19 protein-coding genes are annotated in these 21,884 nt (G+C 61.0%); 4 read left to right on the top strand and 15 right to left on the bottom strand.

Features of this window, described 5'->3' with window-relative positions:
• Positions 1-14 precede the first annotated feature (14 nt).
• The 7 genes from mdcH to mdcA are packed head-to-tail and all read right to left on the bottom strand — an operon-like array spanning position 15 to position 6,025.
• The gene (gene mdcH, locus IB252_RS13690; RefSeq protein ID WP_192409161.1) at positions 15-926 is read right to left on the bottom strand and encodes a malonate decarboxylase subunit epsilon; all 912 of its coding nucleotides are present in this window, start codon (positions 924-926) and stop codon (positions 15-17) included.
• Positions 923-1,543 carry a malonate decarboxylase holo-ACP synthase gene (locus tag IB252_RS13685; RefSeq protein ID WP_192409159.1) on the bottom strand — a complete coding sequence of 207 codons (621 nt, stop codon included), beginning with the start codon at positions 1,541-1,543 and terminating at the stop codon, positions 923-925. Before IB252_RS13685 ends, mdcH begins: the two co-directional genes overlap by 4 nt.
• Positions 1,537-2,340 carry a biotin-independent malonate decarboxylase subunit gamma gene (gene mdcE / locus IB252_RS13680; RefSeq protein WP_192409157.1) on the bottom strand — a complete coding sequence of 268 codons (804 nt, stop codon included), beginning with the start codon at positions 2,338-2,340 and terminating at the stop codon, positions 1,537-1,539. The genes IB252_RS13685 and mdcE overlap by 7 nt, the downstream gene beginning before the upstream one ends.
• Positions 2,337-3,188, bottom strand: a complete 852-nt coding sequence (locus tag IB252_RS13675; RefSeq protein WP_192409155.1) for a biotin-independent malonate decarboxylase subunit beta — start codon at positions 3,186-3,188, stop codon at positions 2,337-2,339. The genes mdcE and IB252_RS13675 overlap by 4 nt, the downstream gene beginning before the upstream one ends.
• The gene (locus IB252_RS13670; RefSeq protein ID WP_046045241.1) at positions 3,181-3,480 is read right to left on the bottom strand and encodes a malonate decarboxylase subunit delta; all 300 of its coding nucleotides are present in this window, start codon (positions 3,478-3,480) and stop codon (positions 3,181-3,183) included. The genes IB252_RS13675 and IB252_RS13670 overlap by 8 nt, the downstream gene beginning before the upstream one ends.
• A complete protein-coding gene (locus IB252_RS13665; RefSeq protein WP_192409153.1) occupies positions 3,480-4,355 on the bottom strand; it encodes a triphosphoribosyl-dephospho-CoA synthase in 876 nt (291 codons plus the stop codon). Before IB252_RS13665 ends, IB252_RS13670 begins: the two co-directional genes overlap by 1 nt.
• Complete coding sequence (mdcA, locus tag IB252_RS13660; protein ID WP_076029439.1) at positions 4,355-6,025, bottom strand: malonate decarboxylase subunit alpha; 1,671 nt, start codon at positions 6,023-6,025, stop codon at positions 4,355-4,357. Before mdcA ends, IB252_RS13665 begins: the two co-directional genes overlap by 1 nt.
• 904 nt (positions 6,026-6,929) lie before the next feature.
• On the opposite strand from mdcA, the gene IB252_RS13655 reads away from it, so the two are divergent.
• Positions 6,930-7,304 carry a DUF6124 family protein gene (locus IB252_RS13655; protein WP_192409151.1) on the top strand — a complete coding sequence of 125 codons (375 nt, stop codon included), beginning with the start codon at positions 6,930-6,932 and terminating at the stop codon, positions 7,302-7,304.
• Between the two features lie 129 nt (positions 7,305-7,433).
• Here the strand turns inward: IB252_RS13655 and IB252_RS13650 are convergent, their stop codons facing one another.
• Complete coding sequence (locus tag IB252_RS13650) at positions 7,434-7,874, bottom strand: hypothetical protein (RefSeq protein ID WP_111452973.1); 441 nt, start codon at positions 7,872-7,874, stop codon at positions 7,434-7,436.
• On the bottom strand, positions 7,837-8,466 hold the full coding sequence (locus tag IB252_RS13645) for a nucleotidyltransferase domain-containing protein (protein ID WP_123369122.1): 630 nt from the start codon (positions 8,464-8,466) through the stop codon (positions 7,837-7,839). Before IB252_RS13645 ends, IB252_RS13650 begins: the two co-directional genes overlap by 38 nt.
• Positions 8,467-8,937: 471 nt before the next feature.
• Here IB252_RS13645 and IB252_RS13640 point away from each other — a divergent pair, with 471 nt between their 5' ends.
• Complete coding sequence (locus tag IB252_RS13640) at positions 8,938-9,312, top strand: DUF6124 family protein (RefSeq protein ID WP_192409149.1); 375 nt, start codon at positions 8,938-8,940, stop codon at positions 9,310-9,312.
• A gap of 127 nt (positions 9,313-9,439) precedes the next feature.
• On the opposite strand, the gene IB252_RS13635 is transcribed toward IB252_RS13640, so the two are convergent.
• The 6 genes from IB252_RS13635 to pilG all read right to left on the bottom strand — a co-directional run bounded on the left by IB252_RS13635 (position 9,440) and on the right by pilG (position 19,629).
• A complete protein-coding gene (locus IB252_RS13635) occupies positions 9,440-9,898 on the bottom strand; it encodes a chemotaxis protein CheW (protein WP_192409147.1) in 459 nt (152 codons plus the stop codon).
• Positions 9,891-15,902, bottom strand: a complete 6,012-nt coding sequence (locus IB252_RS13630) for an Hpt domain-containing protein (protein WP_192409145.1) — start codon at positions 15,900-15,902, stop codon at positions 9,891-9,893. Before IB252_RS13630 ends, IB252_RS13635 begins: the two co-directional genes overlap by 8 nt.
• Positions 15,903-15,954: 52 nt before the next feature.
• Positions 15,955-18,012, bottom strand: a complete 2,058-nt coding sequence (locus tag IB252_RS13625; protein ID WP_192409143.1) for a methyl-accepting chemotaxis protein — start codon at positions 18,010-18,012, stop codon at positions 15,955-15,957.
• A 245-nt stretch (positions 18,013-18,257) separates the two neighbouring features.
• Positions 18,258-18,791: a chemotaxis protein CheW gene (locus IB252_RS13620; protein ID WP_192409141.1), complete on the bottom strand. Its 534-nt coding sequence runs from the start codon at positions 18,789-18,791 to the stop codon at positions 18,258-18,260.
• A gap of 10 nt (positions 18,792-18,801) precedes the next feature.
• Complete coding sequence (gene pilH, locus IB252_RS13615) at positions 18,802-19,167, bottom strand: twitching motility response regulator PilH (protein ID WP_008068134.1); 366 nt, start codon at positions 19,165-19,167, stop codon at positions 18,802-18,804.
• Positions 19,168-19,224: 57 nt separating this feature from the next.
• A complete protein-coding gene (gene pilG / locus IB252_RS13610; protein WP_008152601.1) occupies positions 19,225-19,629 on the bottom strand; it encodes a twitching motility response regulator PilG in 405 nt (134 codons plus the stop codon).
• Positions 19,630-19,863: 234 nt separating this feature from the next.
• Between pilG and gshB the strand changes: the two genes are divergently transcribed.
• Both gshB and IB252_RS13600 read left to right on the top strand, forming a co-directional pair.
• Positions 19,864-20,817 (top strand): glutathione synthase, encoded by a 954-nt coding sequence (gene gshB, locus IB252_RS13605; protein WP_008152603.1) that lies wholly within the window; start codon positions 19,864-19,866, stop codon positions 20,815-20,817.
• Between the two features lie 77 nt (positions 20,818-20,894).
• On the top strand, positions 20,895-21,794 hold the full coding sequence (locus tag IB252_RS13600; protein ID WP_192409139.1) for an energy transducer TonB: 900 nt from the start codon (positions 20,895-20,897) through the stop codon (positions 21,792-21,794).
• Positions 21,795-21,884: the final 90 nt, after the last annotated feature.

The raw sequence follows: 21,884 nt of genomic DNA, 5'->3' as shown, positions 1-21,884 counted from the left end.
CCTGAGTCGGTGTTCTAGGGTTGGCGGCTTCCCTCCTCACGCAACAGCGCCTGCAAGGTATCGAGCCGCGCACCGTCGAAGGCAATCACGGTGCCCTGCTCGAACACCCGGCGCGCCAGCCCGGTCAGCACCGCACCGGGCGGCAGTTCGATCTGTAGACGTACGCCGCGCTCGTAGGCGCTTTGTACCGTGCCGCGCCAATCGACGACGCGGCACATGTTGAACGCCAGGTCGTCGCGCAAGGCGTCGGCGTTGATGATGGGCCGGGCGCGACTGCCGCTCAGGTAGCCCAGCGTCGGTGTTTTCAGCCGCACCTTGGCGAAGGCTTCGGCCAGGGTTTTCGCAGGTGTGTCCAGCAGCGGGCAGTGGGACGGCACGCTGACGGCCAGACGTTTGGCCAGACCTGCACCGCGACCTTTGGCCAACTCGGCGACGGCCTTCATCGCGCCATCGCTGCCAGCAATCACCACTTGGTTATCAGCGTTGATGTTGGCCAGGTAAACCGGCGTGTCGACGCTGTGAACCTGCGCCAGCAACTCTTCCACCGTGGCCAGGTCCAGACCGATGATCGCGGTCATGCCATAGCCCTGCGGATAAGCCTGTTGCATCAGTTCACCGCGCAGGCTCACCAGATGCAGCGCATCGCTGAAGCTCAGGGCACCGGCGACCACCGCTGCCGGGTAGGCGCCGATGGACAATCCCGCCACGTAATCCGCCGTCATTAACAACTGGCGGGAAGCCGCGACGCCAGCGATCAACAGGCAGAGCTGAACCGCTCTTGTCGACTTCAGCGCTTCGGCAGAATCCAGAAGAAAAGCGTCTTCCCCGAGGACTTCACTTGCCTCGTTCACTGTTTCCCGAGGCAAACGATGCAGCATGCCCGGCTGCTGCGCGCCCTGGCCAGGGAACACCAGCAAACTGCTCACGCTGCTTGCTCCTGCGGATTCCACGGATTGGTTACCAGACAGGCTTCGCTGGCGTTTTTTAGCAGGACCCGTTGCGACGGACCGGCCCATTCGCGCAAGGCGACTGCACCGAATGGAGTCTGCAACTGCATGTCCACCGGGCAGACAGCAGCATCGAGAACCTTCACCAGTGCCTGCGCCTGCACACGATCCAACGGCTGCGGTGTACGCAGGATCAAGTCGAGATCGCTGCCCTCGTGCAACGCCTGAAAACCGCTGGCCAATTCAAACCCGGCGCTGCCGCTGACACCCCACACCCACTCACAGGAATCGAGCATCGGCCGCAGTTGATTGAGGGCGCGCACTGCCGGTAAATCCCGATCAATCGCGACATGACAAAGCGCTTCCGGCCGGACTTGACGCTGGATTGCATCGACCGACATCACCGTTGCATAACGCTGCTCACGCAAACGTCCACGCACGCCGACCGCGATGTGATCCGCCGCGCTCAACGCACGCCGAACCACCACCGGTTGACCCGCACTGACCGACTCGATCACCCACGAAGGTGCATCCGCAGGCAACTGCTCCGGGGTCAGCCCCCAGAGCAGGTCGTGGGCCAGAAGCGTGTTCACCACTGCGCTCTCAGCAATTGGCGAACCTGGCTCGACGCCGCACGGTTGCTCGCGCCCAAGCGGCTGCTCAGGTCTCGGCCACTGGTGGCGACATCGCCAATCGCCTGATTCAGGCATTCAGTCACCCGGGTCAGATCCGCCGCCGTCGGCTGCTCGATCTGTTCCACCGACAAGGTTTCCCAAAGCAGTCCAAGGCTCGCGTAACTGTCGATATCGTACGCCATCGGCGGCACGCTGGCGGCCAGTGCTTCGAGTTCTTCGACGCTGCGCAACGTCACCCGCGCCGCCGAAGCCTTGCCCATCGCATGCACCATCACCCCCGGATCGCGCAGGGCAATCAGCCGATTGGCCTGATACCCATGCGCCAGAAACGCCCCGGACATCGCCTTGCCCACCAGCAAACCGATCACGGCATGGCCGGCCAGCCGGGCGCGGGCATAGCTGTCTGCGGCACCGGCCAAGGCCTGATGAATACCGAGTGCTTCTTCGCGCCGACCGTAGGCCTGACTCGGCACGTCGACGATGGCGATCAAGGCGCGTTTCTGCGATTTATCCAGATCCGCTGCGATGACGTCATCCACAGCTTTGGCCAGTCCCCAACCTTCCAGCAGACCGACCTCGCCATTGCGGGCGCGGACGAAACGGTTGTCGGGATCAGCCACCACCGCGATAAAGCGAACGGGTTGGTCGCCCAATACACCGTCGGCAACCTTCAACGAAGCGGGCAAACCATCGACCGGTTTGGCGTCCGCACTCAAGGCGTTGAACCAGTTCAAACCTCTCAGGGAATACGAACTCATGAGCGCTCTCCTTGATACAGATCGCGAACCGTCGACGGCTCGATTTGCGGCACGGCGTCCAGACGGGCCAACCGTTGCAGGAACCATTCGGCCTGACGGCTGCGTTGCTGTTCCGGCAAACCTTGCTTGAGCAATTCACTGACCTGCTGTTGAACCTGCGCCACGTCGTCAGCGACAAAGCGATCCACCAAACCACTGGCAAAACGTTGCTCGCCACCGGTCAGGCTCCAGATGAAAGGACGATCACGGGAGTCGTATTCCTCAAGCCCCGCTTCCTGTTCGATCACTTGCGGACCGTTCAGGCCAAGACGCGCTTCCTGGGTCACCAGCAGATAACTGCACAACCCGGCGGCAATCGACATCCCGCCAAAGCAACCGACGCTGCCGGCCACCACACCCACAACAGGCTGGTATTGGCGCAGGTCGACAATCGCCGCATGAATATCGGCAATCGCCGCCAGCCCGAGGTTGGCCTCCTGTAAACGCACGCCACCGGTTTCCAGCAGCAATACGGCGCGAGTGGGAATGCCATTGCGGTTGTCTTCGGCCGCCAGCTCCAGCGCACCGGCAATCTTCGCCCCACCGACTTCACCGAGGCTGCCGCCCTGGAACGCGCCTTCGATGGCAGCGATCACCACCGGCAAACCGCCGATACTGCCCTTGGCGATCACCACGCCGTCATCGGCCTGCGGCACCACGCCCTGGCGCGACAGCCAGGGCGACATGACGCGCTGAAACGGGTCGAGCAATTCGCGGAAGGTACCGGCGTCGAGCAAGGCTTTCGCCCGTTGCCGGGCGCCGAGTTCGACGAAGCTGTGCTTGTGGAGGAGTTCTGCACTGTCACTCATGGCCGATCTCCTCGAAGCCTTGTTCCAGACGCAAGCGCACCACTCCCGGTGTGGCGCCGAAATCGTGGATATCGATCGCCATCGCCGGCGGTGTCTGGCCGTCGAACATCCGCGCAAACAGATGCTGCCAGCGTTGTTCGGCGCCGTTGACCGAGGTCTGCACCTTGATCGTCAGTTTGCCGGCCTGGCCGGGTTCGATCAGCACTTCCAGATCGCCCGAGCCGACACAGCCCACCAGCGTCCGGCCGCGTGGCGGCTGCCCGGCGGGGAATTCAAAAGATAGGGTTTCCATCAGAAAGCTCCGGATTCGATGCGGTCGATGAACAAGCAAGCGGCAAGCAAGTCAGCAGCGCCGCCGGGCGAGGCGTTCAACGCGATCAGTTGTTCATCCAAGTCATGCAAACGACGGCGGCCGGCGAGGCTGGCGCTGCCGCCCGCATCGAGCACGGCCTGGGCGCCGAGTTGCATGGTCTGCAGGCCTTGTTCGCCGGCACGGTAGAGCACGCAGGTGTCGGCCAGATTCGTCATGATCGCCAGCAAGGCATCGAGCCGGGCGCTCTGCTCGCCATGACCGGCGGCGCGGCTGCGTTTGAGTTGCGGCAGCGCCCGTTGAATCACAGCCGGAAAACCGAGCTGCGCTTCTTCACGGGCACCGCGTGCGCCATAACGCTGGGCGACTTGCGCGCCGTGGCTCAGAGGACGCGGCGCGTAACGGTCGTCGAGCAAGGCCAGACGTGCGGCGCGCACAGTCACAGCGCTTGCCTTGGTATTCGTGGAGTCCAACGCGGCAGCAGCGACCAACAGACCCAAGGCCCAAATCGCCCCGCGATGGGTGTTCACGCCGCCCGTGGTGGCGAGCATCACCGCCTCGCCTTCACGACCGATCAGGCCAATCGCTTCGCGCAGCGGCAGACCGACTTCGCCGAACTCGATGGCGGCCTCTGCCATTTCCTTGAACGCAGGCCACAGGGACAGCGCCGAAGCGTGCATCAGCCCGAGGTACAAATCGGTGTGCGCGCCATTGCCGCGACGGTCGACCAGCGCCGGTTTCGGCGACAGGTCCGCTTCGTCGATCAGTGCGTCCACAGCCAGATCCGCCAGCCGCTCAGCCAGGGACAGGGACAGGGACAGGGACAGGGTTTTCGGTTGCAGGTTGAATGCGTGCATTACCAGCTCCTGAACTTGGCGGGCGGGTTGTAGAGGCCACCGGACCACTCGACAAGATCGGCCACGCTTTTGGCGGCGAGCAATTCGCGGGTGGCGTCGGTGCGGCGGATGCCGAGGTCTTCGGGCAAGGCGATCAGGCCTTCGCGGCGCATGCGCGCGGTGTCTTTCGGGTTGTGGCGCAGGCCGATGACGGTGACCCCGGCCACGGCCGCGATCATCGCCTGACGTTCTTCCAGCGAACGCGCCTTGTACAAATAGGCGATGCCTTCTTCGGTCAGCAGGTGGGTGACGTCGTCGCCGTAGATCATGATCGGCGCCAGCGGCATGCCGCTTTTCTTCGCCACTTCCACGGCGTCGAGGGTTTCGACGAAGGTCGGTTTGCCGCCCTCCTGGAAAGTCTCGACCATTTGCACCACGAGTTTTTTGCCGCGTTCGAGCAGCGCTTCGGGCGCATCGTCATGGCGCATGTCGAGCCAGGCCGGGGTGCCGTGACGACGACCGCGTGGGTCATGGCCCATGTTCGGCGCCCCACCGAAACCGGCCAGGCGGCCGCGCGTCACGGTGGAGGAATGGCCGTCGCCATCGACTTGCAGCGTGGCGCCGATGAACAGGTCCACCGCGTATTGCCCGGCCAGTTGGCAGAACATCCGGTTGGAACGCAGGGAGCCGTCGCGGCCGGTAAAGAACACGTCGGGCCGGGCGGCGATGTAGTTTTCCATGCCCAATTCGGTGCCGAAGCAATGCACGCTTTCGACCCAACCACTTTCGATGGCCGGGATCAGGGTTGGGTGCGGATTGAGGGTCCAGTTGCGGCAAATCTTGCCCTTCAGGCCGAGGGATTCGCCGTAGGTCGGCAGGATCAATTCGATGGCAGCGGTGTTGAAACCGATGCCGTGGTTCAGGGACTGGACGTTGTGTTTTTCGTAGATCCCACGGATCGCCATCATCGCCATCAGCACATGCACAGGCTTGATGTGGCGCGGGTCGCGGGTGAACAGCGGTTCGATGTAGAACGGCTTGTCGGCCACCACCACGAAGTCGACCCAGGACGCGGGGATGTCGACGCGAGGCAAGTCGCTGACATCGTCGACCAGTTGATTGACCTGGACGATGACGATGCCGTCGCTGAAAGCGGCCGGTTCGATCAATGCGGGGGTGTCTTCGGTGCTTGGGCCGGTGTAGATGTTGCCGGCGCGGTCGGCCATGAAACCGGCCGAGAGCACGACGTTGGGAATCAGGTCGACCACCAGTCGCGCATAGAGCTCGATATAGGTATGGATCGCGCCGATTTCCAGCAGGCCGTCTTCCAGCAACTGGCTGATGCGCAGGCTCTGGGTGCCGGCGAAAGAGAAGTCGAGCTTGCGGGCGATGCCGCGTTCGAACAGGTCCAGGTGCTCGGAACGCCCGACGCTGGGCATGATCATGTGCAGGTCATGCAGCTTCGCGGGATCAGCCTTGGCCAGGGAGCGGGACAGGAAGTCCGCCTGCTTCTGGTTATTGCCCTCCAGCACCACACGGTCGCCGGGCAGGATCAAAGCCTCCAGCGCCGCAACGATTTTGTCGGTGGGCAGGACCACACCGTCGGCGAGACCCCGTACCAGCTCGAGACGCCGCTGCTTTTCGCTGCGCCGCCGCGTCCATCGCGAGTCGGGGGATATTGTTGTTGTCATGACCACTCCACGGGTTCGCTGTCGTGGGAGTCACCTTAGGAGCGTTGGGTGGGGGGCATCAATCAAGCAGAGTGTTGGATTATTACGGTCAGGGTAATGGTTGGTCTGGTTTTCTTTTATGTCAGTTAAATCCACCCCTCACCCTAACCCTCTCCCCAGAGGGTAGAGGGGACTGACCGAGGTGTTCTTGGAGCTACATTGACCTGAGATATCGAGTTGAACGCAAGTTTTGAAAGGCTTGAAGATCGGCTCCCTTTCCCCCTCTCCCATCTGAGGAGAGGGGACTGACCGAGGTGTTCTTGGAGCTACATCGACCTGAGATATCGAGTTGAACTCAGGTTTTGAACAGCTTGAAGATCGGCTCCCTTTCCCCCTCTCCCCTATGGGGAGAGGGCTGGGGTGAGGGGTGGATTTCGAACACACCTAGTTTTTGTGTTGAAACACCTGTCCTGAGAAAGCTCCACAGCAATCATCGACAAGTCCCCAAAAAGGACCGATCAGTCCCTTTTTGGGACTCTTCAACCTTCGCCAGCCAAATGGGGATTTGTGTTTAAAAGTTTCTCCGCAGGAACGGTGTGAGGCTACACAGCCTGGCGTCGCTGCCTACAGCAATGCCGGAACCCGCTGACTGGTGCGGTTTTGCGTTGGTCTTTATCGTTTGTGTGTCGCTGCCAACCTCAGCGACCGGGATTGGAACCCCGTGGTGTTAACGAGGCAATAGCGCCTTTCATAACGTATGCTTGCGCACCTTTAATGTGTGCACTCCGTTATGGCGGCTGTGCGCGGGAGACCTTAGTGTCTGTCGGGTTTTGTCCGTTTGCCCGGGTTCCAACCCGCGTACAGCTGCCACCCCTTCGATTGGAACCCGATGGAGCAGCTGAAACTCATTAAATGGAGCTTCACTATGTTCAAGCCAACTCCCAATCCCCCGGAAACCGACACCAGTTCCGAAGCATCCCTCGAAGCCGAAAAACTCAAGGAAGCCGCCGACCGCGTCTTCTCCTACTACTTCCCACCCCCTGAAAAACCGGGCAAGCACCGCAAACATCACCTCTTCAGCGTCTCCCCCGATATCGACACCGAAGCCCTCCTGACCAATGCCTCCGAAGACCTGCTGTCCATCAGCGCCATTGCTGCCGATCTGGCGGACGATGTGGACGGCTCACGCCGTTCTGTAGCCTTGGCGCTCAGCCGCATGGCGGAGGGGGTGCAGTTGTTGGTGGAGCGGGCGCTGGATCATCATGAGTCGGCGCAGATGAAGGCTCGGGCCGGGGTTTAGCGCAGAATCCCTTGTCATGATCGTTCCCACGCTCTGCGTTGGAATGCCTCAAGGGACGCTCCGCGTTCCAGCTCTCGAATGGGACGCGGAGCGTCTCGGGCTGCATTCCTTTGCTGCGCGTGGGAACGATCAGGTCCGCGATGAACTGAAGGACGCCATCTGTTCCTGCACTCGAATCAGAAGCTGTTCAGCACTTTCCAACAACTGCGCCAACAACGCCGGATCTTCATCCATATAGCCTTCGTACTCCGCCAGGTTTCGTCGCTCATGACACAGGGCGAATAGCCGGACCTGTACTTTGCCAATATCAGCGGTATGAACCAGGCACTGAAACACCAGATATCGCTTATCTGAACGGTAGCCGCACAAGCGAAGAGCCGTCAGTGCAAGGGCATGGGCAGCGTTGTAAGCCAGGTCGAAACGACTCGCGAAGGAAAGCGAAGACGTTTGCGCGTCTTTCAATCGATCCACAGCTGAACGCATCAATCCTTCGCATTCCTTGCGATCCGGCGGCTCGGCTTTCAGTCCACCGCTACGTAACAGATTCTCCAGGTTCTCGTTGCTGCCCATCCTTGGACTCCAAAGGGTTTCCCCCCATCAGATTGATCTTGTCCTGCTGCGCTACCCGCACGACAAAACTATTTTCAGCCGCCAGTTTCGAGGCCCAGTCGTCGGGGGTGTAGAGCGTCGGGTTGAGGGTGCGGCCCAGTTGTTCTTCCATAGGCATGAGCCGCTCCATCACTTCACTGTAGTGCAGGCCCTCGCCGATCAGCATGAGATCAATGTCACTGGATGCGTTTGCCTGATCCTTGGCGATCGAGCCGTACACAAATGCCCAGGTGATCTGTTCGGCAAAGGGTTGGAGCGCCTGACGCAGAGGCTCGGCAATGCCGAACGTTTTGCGGGCAATGCCCAGCAGTTCGGCATAGATCGGGCAGTCGGGATTGGCTTGATAGTGGGTCTGGTTGCCCTGACGGGTCATGGTCAGCACGCCTGCCCGCTGCAACCGATCCAGCTCGCGCATGAGGCTGCCTTTACCCACTTGAGCCCAGCGGGCGATCTCGTTGGCGTAAAAACTTCGGTCGGGTTTACCGAACAATAGGCCCAGCACTTTTTGCTGGGTGGTGGTGAACAAGGCTTCGCTCAATGACAGGTTTTTCACGGCAACGACCGATAAGTCCCAAAAAGGGAACGATAGGTCCCTTTTTGGGAATCTTCAACCTGAATGCAGAAACCTTTGTGGATAGGAGGCTTGTAGGAAGGTCCGACAGCTTGGGTTTTGTGTTTAAAAGTTTCTCCGCAGGAACGGTGCGAGGCTACGCAGTCTGGCGTCGCTGCCTACAGCAATGCCGGAACCCGCTGACTGGTGCGGTTTTGCGCTGATCTTTATCGTTTCCGGGTCGCTGCCAATTCAGCGACCGGGTCTGGAAAACCCGAAGGACAGGATCAATGCACATGACATAATGCGGCGCTTTTTTTGCTCCGTAGTTCTAAGTTATGGCGGCTGTGCGTGGGAGACCTTCGGGTCTGCCGGGTTTGATCCTTACTCGGTTTTTCCAGTCCGCGTACAGCTGCCACCCTTTTCGTCTGGAAAACGAAAAATGGCAGTTCCATCACTACAAGGATCTTTGCCATGTTCAAACCAACTCCCAATCCCCCGGAAACCGACACCAGTTCCGAAGCCTCCCTCGAAGCCGAAAAACTCAAGGAAGCCGCCGACCGCGTCTTTTCCTACTACTTCCCACCCCCTGAAAAACCGGGCAAGCGCCGTAAACATCACCTCTTCAGCGTCTCCCCCGACATCGACACCGAAGCCCTCCTGACCAATGCCTCCGAAGACCTGCTGTCCATCAGCGCCATTGCTGCCGATCTGGCGGACGATGTGGATGGCTCACGCCGCTCTGTAGCCTTGGCGCTCAGCCGCATGGCGGATGGGGTGCAGTTGTTGGTGGAGCGGGCGCTGGATCATCATGAGTCGGCGCAGATGAAGGCTCAGGCCGGGGTTTAGCGCAGAACCCCTTGCCATGATCGTTCCCACGCTCTGCGTGGGAATGCAGCCCGGGACGCTCTGCGTCCCATCCAGAGCCGAACGCGGAGCGTCCGTTGAGGCATTCCCACGCGGAGCGTGGGAACGATCAGTGGGCTAACCCTGCTGAAACAAGCAACGCCTCCAACGCCAGCAAATTCGGCACCTTGGCCACTTGTTCCCCCACCTGCACCGCCGCCTGTTCCAGCGAGCACAACGGCACATCCACATAGCTCAACTGACTATCAAGCTTGTAAGACCGCGGAATCCCCTGCACCAGCAAGGCGATGAATTTCAGATCGGGCCGCCCACCGAGCGCGTTGAGGATGACAATCCGCGCCCGCTCACCGATGACGATTTTCTGCCCACAGGCCGACTCGAAACTGATCAACGGAATCTGTCGATCCCGCCACTTCACCAACCCCAGGTACCACGGCGGTGTGTCGAGGTCGAAGGCGCTGGGTTGGTAATCGATAAGCTCCGCCACAGCGACGTTGGGCAAGATCAGGTTGCGGTCGGCCAAGGGCAGCAGCAGGCCGGTGAGGTTGCTGGTGCGGTGCTCAAGCATGGGTTTTGCTCCACAGGTGGATGCTGTCGAGCAGCACCGATTCCTGGTACGGCTTGCCGAGGTAGTCGTTGACGCCGATGGCCATGGCGCGGTCGCGGTGTTTCTGCCCGGTGCGGGAGGTGATCATGATGATCGGCAGGTGCTGCAGACGTTCGTCGGCGCGGACCTGGGTCGCGACTTCAAAACCGTCCATGCGCGGCATTTCGATGTCCAGCAGCATCAGGTCAGGCATGTGGTCTTCGAGCAGCAGCATGGCGTCGACCCCGTCCTTGGCGGTCAGCACGTTCATGCCGTGGCGTTCCAGCAGACGGCTGGTGACCTTGCGCACGGTGACCGAGTCATCGACCACCAACACCAGCAGCGGTTTATGCGGCTCGACCTCCGCGTCCTGAGTCACTGGCTGTTGCGGCAAACGGGCCTGCATCGCGCGGATCGGCGCCAGCAAATCAAGAATCAGCACCACCCGCCCATCGCCGAGAATCGTCGCCCCGGATAAACCCTGCACCGCCGCAAATTGCGGGCCGAGACTTTTGACCACGATCTCGCGAGTGCCGGCCATGGAGTCAACTTGCACCGCGATATGCCGTTCGTTGCACTGCACCAGCAACACCGGCAGCGGCAGGCTCTGGCCCAGCAGTTTCGGGCGATGGCTGGTTTTCAGCAGTTCGCCGAGGTAGCACAGTTCATAGTCTTGCCCGGCGTATTGGTAGGTCGGCGGATCGAGCCGGTAATGCCCTTCAAGTTCGTTGGGCAGCACGCGAACGATGCCGTCGATGGTGTTCAGCGGGATCGCGTACTGATCATCAAAACACTGCACCATCAGCGCCCGGTTGACCGATACGGTGAACGGCAAGCGAATCCGGAAGTGCACGCCCTGCCCCGGCACAGAGTCGATGCTCATGCTGCCGCCGAGCTGCCGGACCTCTTCATGCACCACGTCCATGCCGACGCCGCGTCCGGAAATCTGGGTGATTTTCTCGGCGGTGGAGAACCCCGGTTGCAGGATGAATTGCAGGACATCGCGGTCGCTGATGTCGCTGTCCGGGGCCAGCAACCCGCGTTTGATTGCCTTATTCCGCACCGCGTCCAGCGGCACGCCGGCACCGTCGTCGCGGATGTCGAAAATGATGTCGCCGCCCTCTCGCGACAGGTCGAGGGTGATACGGCCCTGAGCCGGTTTACCCGCGGCGATACGCACCTCGGCGGATTCCAGGCCATGATCCACGGCGTTGCGCAGCATGTGTTCCAACGGCGCGGCCATGCGTTCGAGGACGTTGCGGTCCATCTCGCCTTCGGCATTGCCGACGATGAAGTCCACGTCCTTGCCCAGTTCGCTGGAGACCTGACGGACGATCCGCTTCAAACGCGGCAGCATCCGCTCGAACGGCACCATGCGCGTGCGCATCAGGCCTTCCTGCAATTCGGTGTTGATGCGGCCCTGCTGTTGCAGCAGGTTTTCCGCGTCCTGATTGCGTCGGTCGAGGGTTTCCTTGAGGTCGAGCAGGTCGGAGGCGGATTCGAACAGCGCGCGCGACAGTTGCTGCAACTGCGAGTGGCGGTCCATTTCCAGCGGATCGAATTCTTCGTAGCCCAGGCGTTCGGCGTCGACTTGCTGACGGCTGAGAATCCGCCCCTGGGTTTCGGTATCGAGACGACGCAGCTGGTCGCGCATACGCTCAATGGTGGTTTCCATCTCGCTCAGGGTCACGCGCGCATCGTTGACTTGTTGTTCGATCCGCCCACGAAAAATCGAGGTTTCGCCGGCCAGGTTGACCAGATCGTCGAGCAGTTCTGCCGAGACCTTGACCATGTCCGCGCCGGCATCGGGTTGCAGTGCGGGCGTCTCGATTTTCGGCGTTGCAGGCACCAGGACCGGTGCCGGTGTTTCGGGCACCGCCGGATGACTGAAATTCTTGATCTCATCGATCAGTTGATCGGCGGGCGGCAAAGGCTGACCGGCACGGGTCGCGTCGAGCATCTGCGCCAGTCGGTCGTGGCTGCTTTGCAACAAGCCGAACAACGCGGCAGTGGGTTGCAACACGCCAGCGGACAGGCCTTCGTAGAGGAATTCCAGCTCATGGGCAAGGTCGCCGATCGGCGCGATTTCCACCATCCGCGCGCCACCCTTGAGGGTGTGCAAATCACGCAGCAGGGTTTCCACTTCCTGACGATTCGACGGCTCGGCCTGCCAGCGCACCAGCGCCGCGCCGGAGTTTTCGATGATGTCGAAACCTTCCTCGAGGAAGATCTCCAGCAGCTCTGGATCATGGCCCGGTGAATCCTCGGCCCGTGCCGGTTCGACCGTTTCAACAGCGCTGGCGTTGCCCTGGCGAAACTCGCGAATGGCCTCGATCACCTCACCCGGATCACCCAAGGGCCGCTGGTTCTGCAACTGTTCAAGCAGCTGCGCGAGCCGCTCATGACTGTGTTGCAGCAGGTGCGCCAAGGCTTCGCTGTAGGCGTAACGGCGGTCCACCAGACCTTCGTAAAGGTTTTCCAGTTCATGGGCCAGTTCACCGACCGGCTCGACCTCGGCCATCCGCGCACCACCCTTGAGGGTGTGCAAATCTCGCTGCAACGACAGCAACGGCGCGGCGTTGTCCGGGTCGCTCAACCAGCGCTGCAAAGCCTGGCCGGCGCTCTCGAGGATATCCACCGCCTCTTCGAGGAAGATCGAAACGATCTCATCGTCCAGCTCATGATCCTTTGTTGGAGCGAGCCTGCTCGCGATGGATTCATAGGCGCCGCGTTTATCCTGCAACGATGCGTCATCGTTGACGTCCATCGCGAGCAGGCTCGCTCCCACAGGGGGTAGTGTGTTTTCAAGTTCGGCGGTGGCGTCGCCCAATTCCCGGATGCTCAGGGTGCGGCTGCCGTCACTGCGAATCAGCCCCATCGCCGACGGATCCAGGCTCTCATCGAGCAACCTGCGCAAGGCCCGAATGCGTTCCGGTTGCGGGCTGACTTCCTGGCCGGCGGCCAGTTCGTCGAGCATGTTGATCAGCGCTTCATGGGCACTTTGTGCCTCATGGAAAAACGCCTCGCTGACCGCCAGGCTGCTTTCTTCCACCGCACCGTAGAGGTCGAGCAAGGCTTCGCAGAGTTCATCCACCGGATGCAGATCCGCCAGGTGCGCGCCTTCGCCGAGGGTGGTCAATTCATCCAGCAATGCGCTGAGTTCCTGACGCTCGCCGGGATGTTGCTGCCAGCGTTTCAACAGGCTCTCGGCGTCCAGCAGGATGTCCATGCCTTGGGCGAGGAAGTTGTTGATCAGTTGCGGATCACGCTTGATGCGCAACCCGGAATTCGGTGCACTCAGGAGCGTTTCCAAGCGCTCGGCCAGCAACGCCTGGGTTCGTTCGATCAATGAGCGGGCGCCGGGAATCTCCGCCAGCGGATCAGTCTTGAGCTGTCGCAAGCCGAGACGGAACAGTCCTTCGGCTTCGAGCAGCAGTTCGACTTCGTCCAGGTCGAGGGCGAGCAGGTGCGCCTTGTACTCCCGGGTCAGATGATCCAGCGGTTTTGCCAGCTCGGCGATCGGCAATACGCCCGCCATGTAGGCACTGCCCTTGAGGGTGTGCAGCGCCCGCTGCAACTCGTCACTGGCCTGCAATGGCACGTGCTCGGCGGCTTTATCGAGGAAACGGTTGAGGCTGGCGAGATGGGTCTCGGCTTCCTTGCGGAAGATCGCCAGCAACAGCGGATCGAGGGCCGCCACATCCTGGGTATCTTCATCGCTGACAGGCGTATCGCCCTTGGCGAGGGCATGGGCGCGAGCAGCCAATTGGTCAACGTCGTTGCGCTGGCGCTGAGCATGGCTGGCAAACTCGGCCACCAGTTCCGGCAGCAGATTCACTGCATCGCCCAGCAGTTGTTGCACCGCCGGCCCCGGCGCAACGCTGCGTTCCAGCACGCGGTTGAGCAGGTTTTCCACCGCCCAGGCCAGTTCACCCAACACCAACGCGCGGACCATTCGGCCACTGCCTTTCAAGGTGTGGAATGCCCGGCGCAATTCACTCAAGGCAGGTTTATCGTCGGGGTTAGCCGACCAGCGCGGCAGGTACTCCCGGAGGATTTCCAGCACTTCATCGGTTTCTTCGAGGAACACTTCCCGCAGCTCATCGTCCACCGGTTCTTCATCGGTGGGCGGCGGCAACAGGCTTCCCGGAATCGTCAGGGCGGGCGGATTGACGGAGGACACAGGGCTGGCCAATACATCGGCCAGTGACTTGACGGTCTCAGGGTCGTCCAGTTCCTGCAGATCCTGCATAACCTGCGCTTCACTCGGGCTGAGCACATCGTCAAGCACCGGCACCTGCTGCTCGCTGGGGAAAAAGCCGAGTGAAGCCAGGCTTTTTTCCGCAACGTCGAGCAACTTTTCGCTCGGCGCTTCGGGGTCGTCGCTGAGGCGCTCCAGGTAATACTCGATGCTGGTGATGACGTCGGCCAGGCTGTCCAGTTCCTGCCAGCCGGGATGATCCGGATCCAGCAGCAGGTGCTCGCGAATGAAGTGGTTGCACGTTTCGATCAGGCTCGCCGCACGGCTCAACGGAATCATCGCCAGCGCACCGCGCACCTGGGTCAGCAAGGCGGGCAGTGGCTGCAAGTGCTGGCGGTCCCAATCGGCGTCGATGTAGTCGACGATCATGTCCTTGGCCTGTTGCAGGCAGATGCGCGCTTCCTTGATCACGATCTGATGGATCTGGGTCAGGTCGGTGGTCGGCAGGCGGCTGTCTTCCTGGCTTTCCGGCTCGACGGTGCCGACCATGCCGGCCAGCGTCGCTTCGACGTAGAGCAAGGCCCCGGCGACGTCCATCAGGATCGCGTCGTTGGGCTCACGCTGGCCCTGGGCGAGGCTCAGCACCACAGCCAGCTGATCGATAATGACCTTGCGTGGCTGGCCGAAACCGAGCACCGCCAGGGTGTCGGCGATTTGCCGCAAGGGTGCCAGCAGGCTTTCGAGGTCCGAGGTGTGTTGGCGGTCGCTGCGCACGAACAGGTCAAGGCGTTCCTTGACCCGCACCAGCTCTTCACACAAAGCGGCCAACACCGAGCGCATGGCATCGCGGTCGGGACCGGCCAGCCGTGCGCGTTCTTCGTCGACCATTGCGCTGTCAGGCAGCGCGTCGTCCAGTCCGTAGCGATCTTTCATGGTCAGCATCTGCCCGGTGGGATGTTCGGCCTTGGCAATGTAGAACAGCAAACTCTTGAGCAACTCTAGCGGCGCCGGCTGATTGATGCCCGGCATGCCCTGTTCGAGCAGGCGCTTGAGTTCTTTGTCGGCCTCCTTGAACAGGCTGCGCAACGCCGGACTGTTGGCAATCGAGCCGTCGCGCATGCCTTCGACCAGCGCCGAGGCGACTTGCCACAACGGGCTCAAGGGCGCGTTGCCGCACAGCCCTTCGAGGCGCGCAAAAACCTTGGTCAGGTAACCGAGATTGGTTTCGCCGTCCTGTTCACGCAGTAACCCGACCAGGGCCATCTGCAACATCTGCCGCCACTTGCGCAGCATGTTCGGTAAATCCGCCGGCTCCAGCAGCGCCAGCGCTTTTTCGTCCAGGGGCGGCAGGTCCGGCAGTTGCGGGCTGAACAGGCTGGTTTCCGACAACAGGCATTCGCCACGGGCGCTGCGCAGATCGTTGATCAGTGGCAACACCACCAGCGGCAGGTCGCGGCGCGCACCTTGCACCCGGTCGAGGTAAATCGGCAGCTGTCCAAGGGCTTGCAGCAACAGGTGGAGCGTCTCATCGCGATGACTGACGCGGTTCTGTTGCAAGGCGCTGGTCAGATGTTCCATCTCTTCGGCGAGCAGCGCCGCGCCGTAGAATTCGACCATCTGCAAACTGCCGTGAACCTGATGGAGGCACGCCAGGCATTCGCTGAGGGCGTGCGTCGCCTGCGGGTCATCAAGCAACGTTTCAATCGCCTGGTGAGCCACTTTCAGCGTTTCGGCAATCTCGCCTTTGACCCACTCGAGGGCCACATAGTCGTGCCGATCACCCATAACCACTCCAAATCACTGCTCTACTCAAAAAATGCATTCGCTCGCAGGCGTTTCACACTTTATCTGCAGCCTCAGCCTTGGCGGCCGGCAAGGTGAAACCGGACACCGAACGCCGCAGCTGGCTGGCCATTTTCGCCAGGTTGCCAATGCTCTCGGCGGTGGCGGTGGAGCCGGACGAGGTCTGCGTGGTGATCTGCTGGATCACGTTCATCGTCAGGGAAATCTGACCGGCCGAGGACGTCTGTTGCTGCGCGGCGTTGGAAATACTCTGGATCAACGCGGCGAGGGTCTTCGACACGCCTTCGATTTCTTCCAGGGCCACTCCGGCATCCTGCGCCAGACGCGCGCCACGCACCACTTCGGTGGTGGTCTGTTCCATGGAAATCACCGCTTCGTTGGTGTCGGTCTGAATCGCCCGCACCAGGGTTTCGATCTGCCGGGTGGCGGCGGACGAGCGCTCGGCCAGCCGCTGGACTTCATCGGCGACCACCGCAAAACCGCGCCCGGCATCACCGGCCATGGAGGCCTGGATCGCCGCGTTGAGCGCAAGGATGTTGGTCTGATCGGCAATGTCATCGATCAGGCTGACAATGTCGCCGATTTCCTGAGAAGACTCGCCGAGGCGTTTGATGCGCTTGGCGGTGTCTTGAATCTGCTCGCGAATATTGTCCATGCCGTGGATGGTGTTGTGCACCACCTCGTTGCCTTTGTTGGCGATTTCCACCGAGCGTTCGGCCACCGCTGAGGATTCGGCGGCGTTGGCCGAGACCTGATCGATGGACTGGGCCATGTCGTTGATCGCGGTGGAGGCTTCGGCAATCTGCTGCGCCTGATGCTCCGAAGCCTGGGCCAGGTGCATGGCGGTGGCCTGGGTTTCCTGCACGGCGGCAGCGACCTGGCCAGCGGTAAGGTTGATGGTCGCCACCAGATCGCGCAATTGGTCCACGGAGTAGTTGATCGAGTCGGCGATGGTCCCGGTGAAGTCTTCGGTCACCGAGGCGGTCACGGTCAGGTCGCCGTCCGCCAGGTCTTCGATCTCGTCGAGCAGACGCATGATCGCGTTCTGGTTACGCTCGTTCTTCTCGGCCGTTTCGCGCAGCTGACGGTTGGTTTCACGGACCATCACCAGACCAATGAGGATGATCGACATCAGCGCCAACAGGCCCAGCACGTAGCCGCCAATGGTGTCGGTGTTGCGCCCGCCGGCCAGGTTTTCGAAACCGCCGGCCAGGTGCGAGGCTTCCTCGAGCAGGGTCTGCGACAGGGTAAAGATACTGGTGGCCGATTCACGGACCTTGAACAGCTCCGGCGAGGTTTCGAGGATTTCATCCACCGAACCCGATACGAATTCGAACAGCTCGGAAATCTCGATCAACCGCGCGCGAGCATCGCGGTCTTCAACCTGGCTGACTTTCAGTGACGGATTGCCCTGGAGCATGCCGTTGAGTACCTGGCCGAATCGCGCCGCATCGCGACCGAAGGCGTCGGCGGCCTGCTGCGAATTTTCATCACCGGACAGCACGGTGTTCACTGCACCGAGAATCCGCTCAGCCAACAGCGACTGGCGTTGGGCCATGGCCACCTGCGCAGCCGGGGCGCCGCGCTGGAGAAGCGTTTCGACGACTTTTTCGTACTCGACCTGCAACTGCGGCACGGTTTCGGCCAGGGTCGCGGCGACTTGATGCAGCGACAGCACGGTCTGTTCGCTGGAGAGGATCGCGTCGGTGTTTTTCAGCAAGCGTTCCCAGTCCAGTTGCACGGCGCGCATTTCCGGGCGCACGGTGGACGGCGCCGGCGGCAGGCCGGTGGCGGGGTCGCCTTTCTTCAGATAGCCCCAGCGTTGGGCAAAGTCATTGCGCGCATCGCTCAGCAGCTTGAACGCCGCCGCCTTGCCGGCCGCCGCTTCGGTGGCGTTCTTGGCAATGCGCTGGGACAGCACGCGCAGCTCACCAGCGTGGCCGATGTACTGTTTGTCGTACGTGGCCTGGGTGTTGAGGTACGCGAAGTTGGCGAACAGCAGCATGATGAAGACGATCAGCGCGATGAACAGCGCGATGATCTGTGACCGGCTGCGCGACCCTTCTGGCTTGCCTGTTTTTGCTTTTATCATCGGTCCTCGCCTGTTAACCAACGTCTATGAACCTTGCCGAGAACCCTGTGGGAGCGGGCTTATGTGGTGAGGGGATTTATCCCCGTTGGGTCGCGAAGCGACCCCAAGCTTGCAACCCCGTTGTGTCTGACACACCGCATGCAATGGTTTTACGACTGCTGCGCAGCCGAACGGGGCGGTGCGACGTTTCGCTAAATCCCCTCACCACATAAGCCCGCTCCCACATAGGATCGGCGTTGCGCCAGTTACAGCGCTACGTGCATAAAGCTTTGGGACTGCACCAACGCAAACGGGCTGAACACCTGCCAGGTCTGCTCACGCTGAAACCGGCCTTTGATGAACGGTGCAATCGGGCCGCTCAAGGTATCTACCGCCTCAAGGCTGTCCTGGGCAAAGTGCTGGAGGCCGACGACTTCATCGACCATCAACCCGGCAAACACGTCGTTATGCTCCACCACCAATACCCGGCGCTGCTTGCGCACGGCTGACAGCTCATACCCGAAGAAGCCACACAAATCGATGATCGGCAACAAACGCCCACGCAGGTTGGCCACGCCCTTGACCCAGGGTCTGACCCCTGGCAGTTGGGTGAACCGAGGCTCGTGCAACACTTCGCTGACCTCGCCCATCGGCGCGACGTACCAGTGTTCGCCCAGACGGAAGCCGATGCCGCTCCAACTGTCTTGTCGGGTCGGCTGGGACGGCAAGTCCGCCGCCAGCAGACGACAACGCTGGTCGATCTGCAGCAGCAGTTCGAAAGCCGTCAACGACTCGGTCATGGCCGGACGATCAACCGGCCAGCACGTTGTTCAGGGTCTTGATCAGGGTCTCTTCGTCGACCGGTTTGGTCAGGTAGTCCTTGGCGCCCTGGCGCGTGCCCCAGACCTTGTCGGTTTCCTGATCCTTGGTGGTGATGATGATCACTGGAATGTGCCCGGTTTCCGGGTCTTTGGTCAGCTGACGGGTCGCCTGGAAACCGTTAAGGCCAGGCATGACGATGTCCATCAGAACGGCGTCGGGTTTTTCCTGACGGGCCAGGGCCACGCCGTCGGCGCCGTTTTCGGCTTTCAACACTTCATGACCGTGCTTTTCCAGCATGCCGGTCAGTTTGTACATTTCGGTCGGCGAATCATCGACGATCAGAATACGTGCCATGGTTTTCCCCATTCTTGTCGACGCCGGGCCCGCTGGCCGAGCGTCACTGTGCGTGTCCTACTGCGGCAAAACGGCGGCGAAGCCCGGAACATGGGCCTGGATCGCGTTCAGCAGTTCTTCCTTGCTGAAAGGCTTGGTCAAAAACTGGTCGGAGCCGACGATGCGCCCCTTGGCCTTGTCGAACAGCCCGTCCTTGGACGACAGCATAATCACTGGCGTGGACTTGAACGCACTGTTGTTCTTGATTAAAGCGCAGGTCTGATAACCATCCAGACGCGGCATCATGATGTCGACAAAGATGATGCCGGGGTGATTGTCGGCAATCTTGGCCAGGGCATCGAAACCATCGATGGCGGTGATCACTTCACACCCCACGTTCTTCAACAGCGTTTCGGCGGTGCGGCGAATCGTCTTCGAATCGTCGATCACCATGACCTTCAAGGCGCTGGAATGCTGTTCCATAAATGCTCTGCCGTCGCCTTTGCGAATCAAATTGTCCATTTCCGATAACCGGAGGCTCGAAACCCTTGATGTTTAAGGGCCGGAACGATATGGCAGCCTTTTTAGCACAGTCTCCAAATGCAATCTATCGGGGGACCGGCGCGGTGGTTTTTCCTTGACCGGGAACACACTGAGCGCCAATCTGACGCCACTTTTTCGTGTCCAATCGGACCACCCAAATTCGAGGAAAAACCCATGAGCGTTCGCGTCGGGATTGTCATGGATCCTATTGCCAGCATTTCCTATAAAAAGGATAGCTCGCTGGCCATGCTGTTGGCCGCACAGAAGCGCGGCTGGGAACTGTTCTATATGGAACAGGGGGATTTGTACCAGGCCGAAGGCGAAGCGCGGGCGCGGATGCGTCCGTTGAAAGTCTTCGCCAACCCGGAAAAATGGTTCGAGCTCGAAGCCGAGACCGACGCGCTGCTGAGCGATCTGGACGTGATCCTGATGCGCAAGGATCCGCCGTTCGACATGGAGTTCGTCTACTCCACTTACCTGCTGGAGCAAGCCGAACGCGCTGGCGTGCTGGTGGTGAACAAACCGCAAAGCCTGCGCGACTGCAACGAGAAACTGTTCGCCACGCTGTTCCCGCAGTGCACGCCGCCGACCATCGTCAGCCGTCGCCCGGACGTACTGCGTGAATTCGCCGACCACCACGGCGATGTGATCCTCAAGCCGCTGGACGGCATGGGCGGTTCTTCGATCTTCCGTCACACCGCCGGCCACCCGAACCTGTCGGTAATCCTCGAAACCCTGACCCTGCATGGCAAACAGCAGATCATGATTCAGGGTTACCTGCCGGCGATCGTCGATGGCGACAAGCGCATCCTGATGATCGACGGCGAGCCGGTGGATTACTGCCTGGCACGAATTCCGGCCGCTGGCGAAACCCGTGGCAACCTCGCCGCCGGTGGCCGTGGCGAAGCCCGACCGCTGACCGAGAAAGATCGCTGGATCGCCGCCCAAGTCGGCCCGACCCTGCGTGAGAAGGGCCTGCTGTTCGTCGGTCTCGACGTAATCGGCGAGCATCTGACGGAGATCAACGTCACCAGCCCGACCTGCATTCGCGAGATTGATAACGCGTTCGGCACTGACATCGGCGGCCTGTTGATGGATGCCATCGATCAGAAGCTCAAGGCCCGTTGATATAGAACAGCCAAGAAACGACCAACATTGCGTTATCATCCGCGGCCTGTGAAAAACGCGATGTTGGTTTTTTTGTCATGACGCTTCCGTCCGATCTACCTGCTGAACTCGCCCATCGTGGCGTGCGCCCGGCTGATCGCCTCGGTTTTACCCTGTTTCTCGCGGCGCTGATTCACCTGGCCTTGCTGTTGGGCGTCGGTTTTACGATGGTCGAACCCCAGCAAATCAGCAAAACCCTGGAAATCACCCTCGCCACCTTCAAAAGCGAAAAGAAGCCTGAGAAAGCCGACTTCCTCGCTCAAGAGAATCAGGAAGGCAGCGGTACCCTGGATAAAAAGGCAATTCCCAAGACCACCGAGGTCGCGCCTTTCCAGGACAACAAGGTGCAGAAAGTCACGCCACCGCCGGCGGCCAAGCCTGAAGTGAAGGAAGCCGCACCGAAGGCAGCCGTGACCACCATCGCGCCCAAGCCGAAAAAGGCCCCGGCCAAAACCGAAGAACCCAAACCCGTCACCAAACCCGCCGTCGCCGCGCCGACGTTTGACAGTGAACAGCTGTCCACCGACATCGCCAGCCTGGAAGCGGAACTGGCCAACGAACAACAGTTGTATGCCAAGCGGCCGCGTATCCACCGCCTGAGCGCCGCGTCGACCATGCGCGACAAAGGCGCCTGGTATAAGGACGAGTGGCGCAAGAAGGTCGAGCGCATCGGCAACCTGAATTACCCCGACGAAGCGCGACGCAAGCAGATCTACGGCAATTTGCGCCTGATGGTGTCGATCAACCGCGACGGCTCGCTCTTTGAAGTGCTGGTGCTGGAGTCGTCCGGGCAACCGCTGCTGGATCAGGCGGCACAGCGCATCGTGCGGCTGGCGGCGCCGTTTTCACCGTTTACCGGGGATTTGTCGGACATCGATCGCCTGGAAATCATCCGGACCTGGAAGTTTGCCCGCGGGGACAGGCTCTCCAGCAACTGACACCCCACAAATCCCCTGTGGGAGATGTGGTGAGGGGATTTATCCCCGTTCGGCTGCGCAGCAGTCGTAAAACCATTGCATGCGGCGTGT

It is taken from the genome of Pseudomonas sp. PDM10, from assembly GCF_014852295.1.
Classification (GTDB): Bacteria; Pseudomonadota; Gammaproteobacteria; order Pseudomonadales; family Pseudomonadaceae; genus Aquipseudomonas.
The sequence above is the reverse complement of the archived record's forward strand: the minus strand, read 5'-3'. Positions and strand labels throughout refer to the sequence as shown.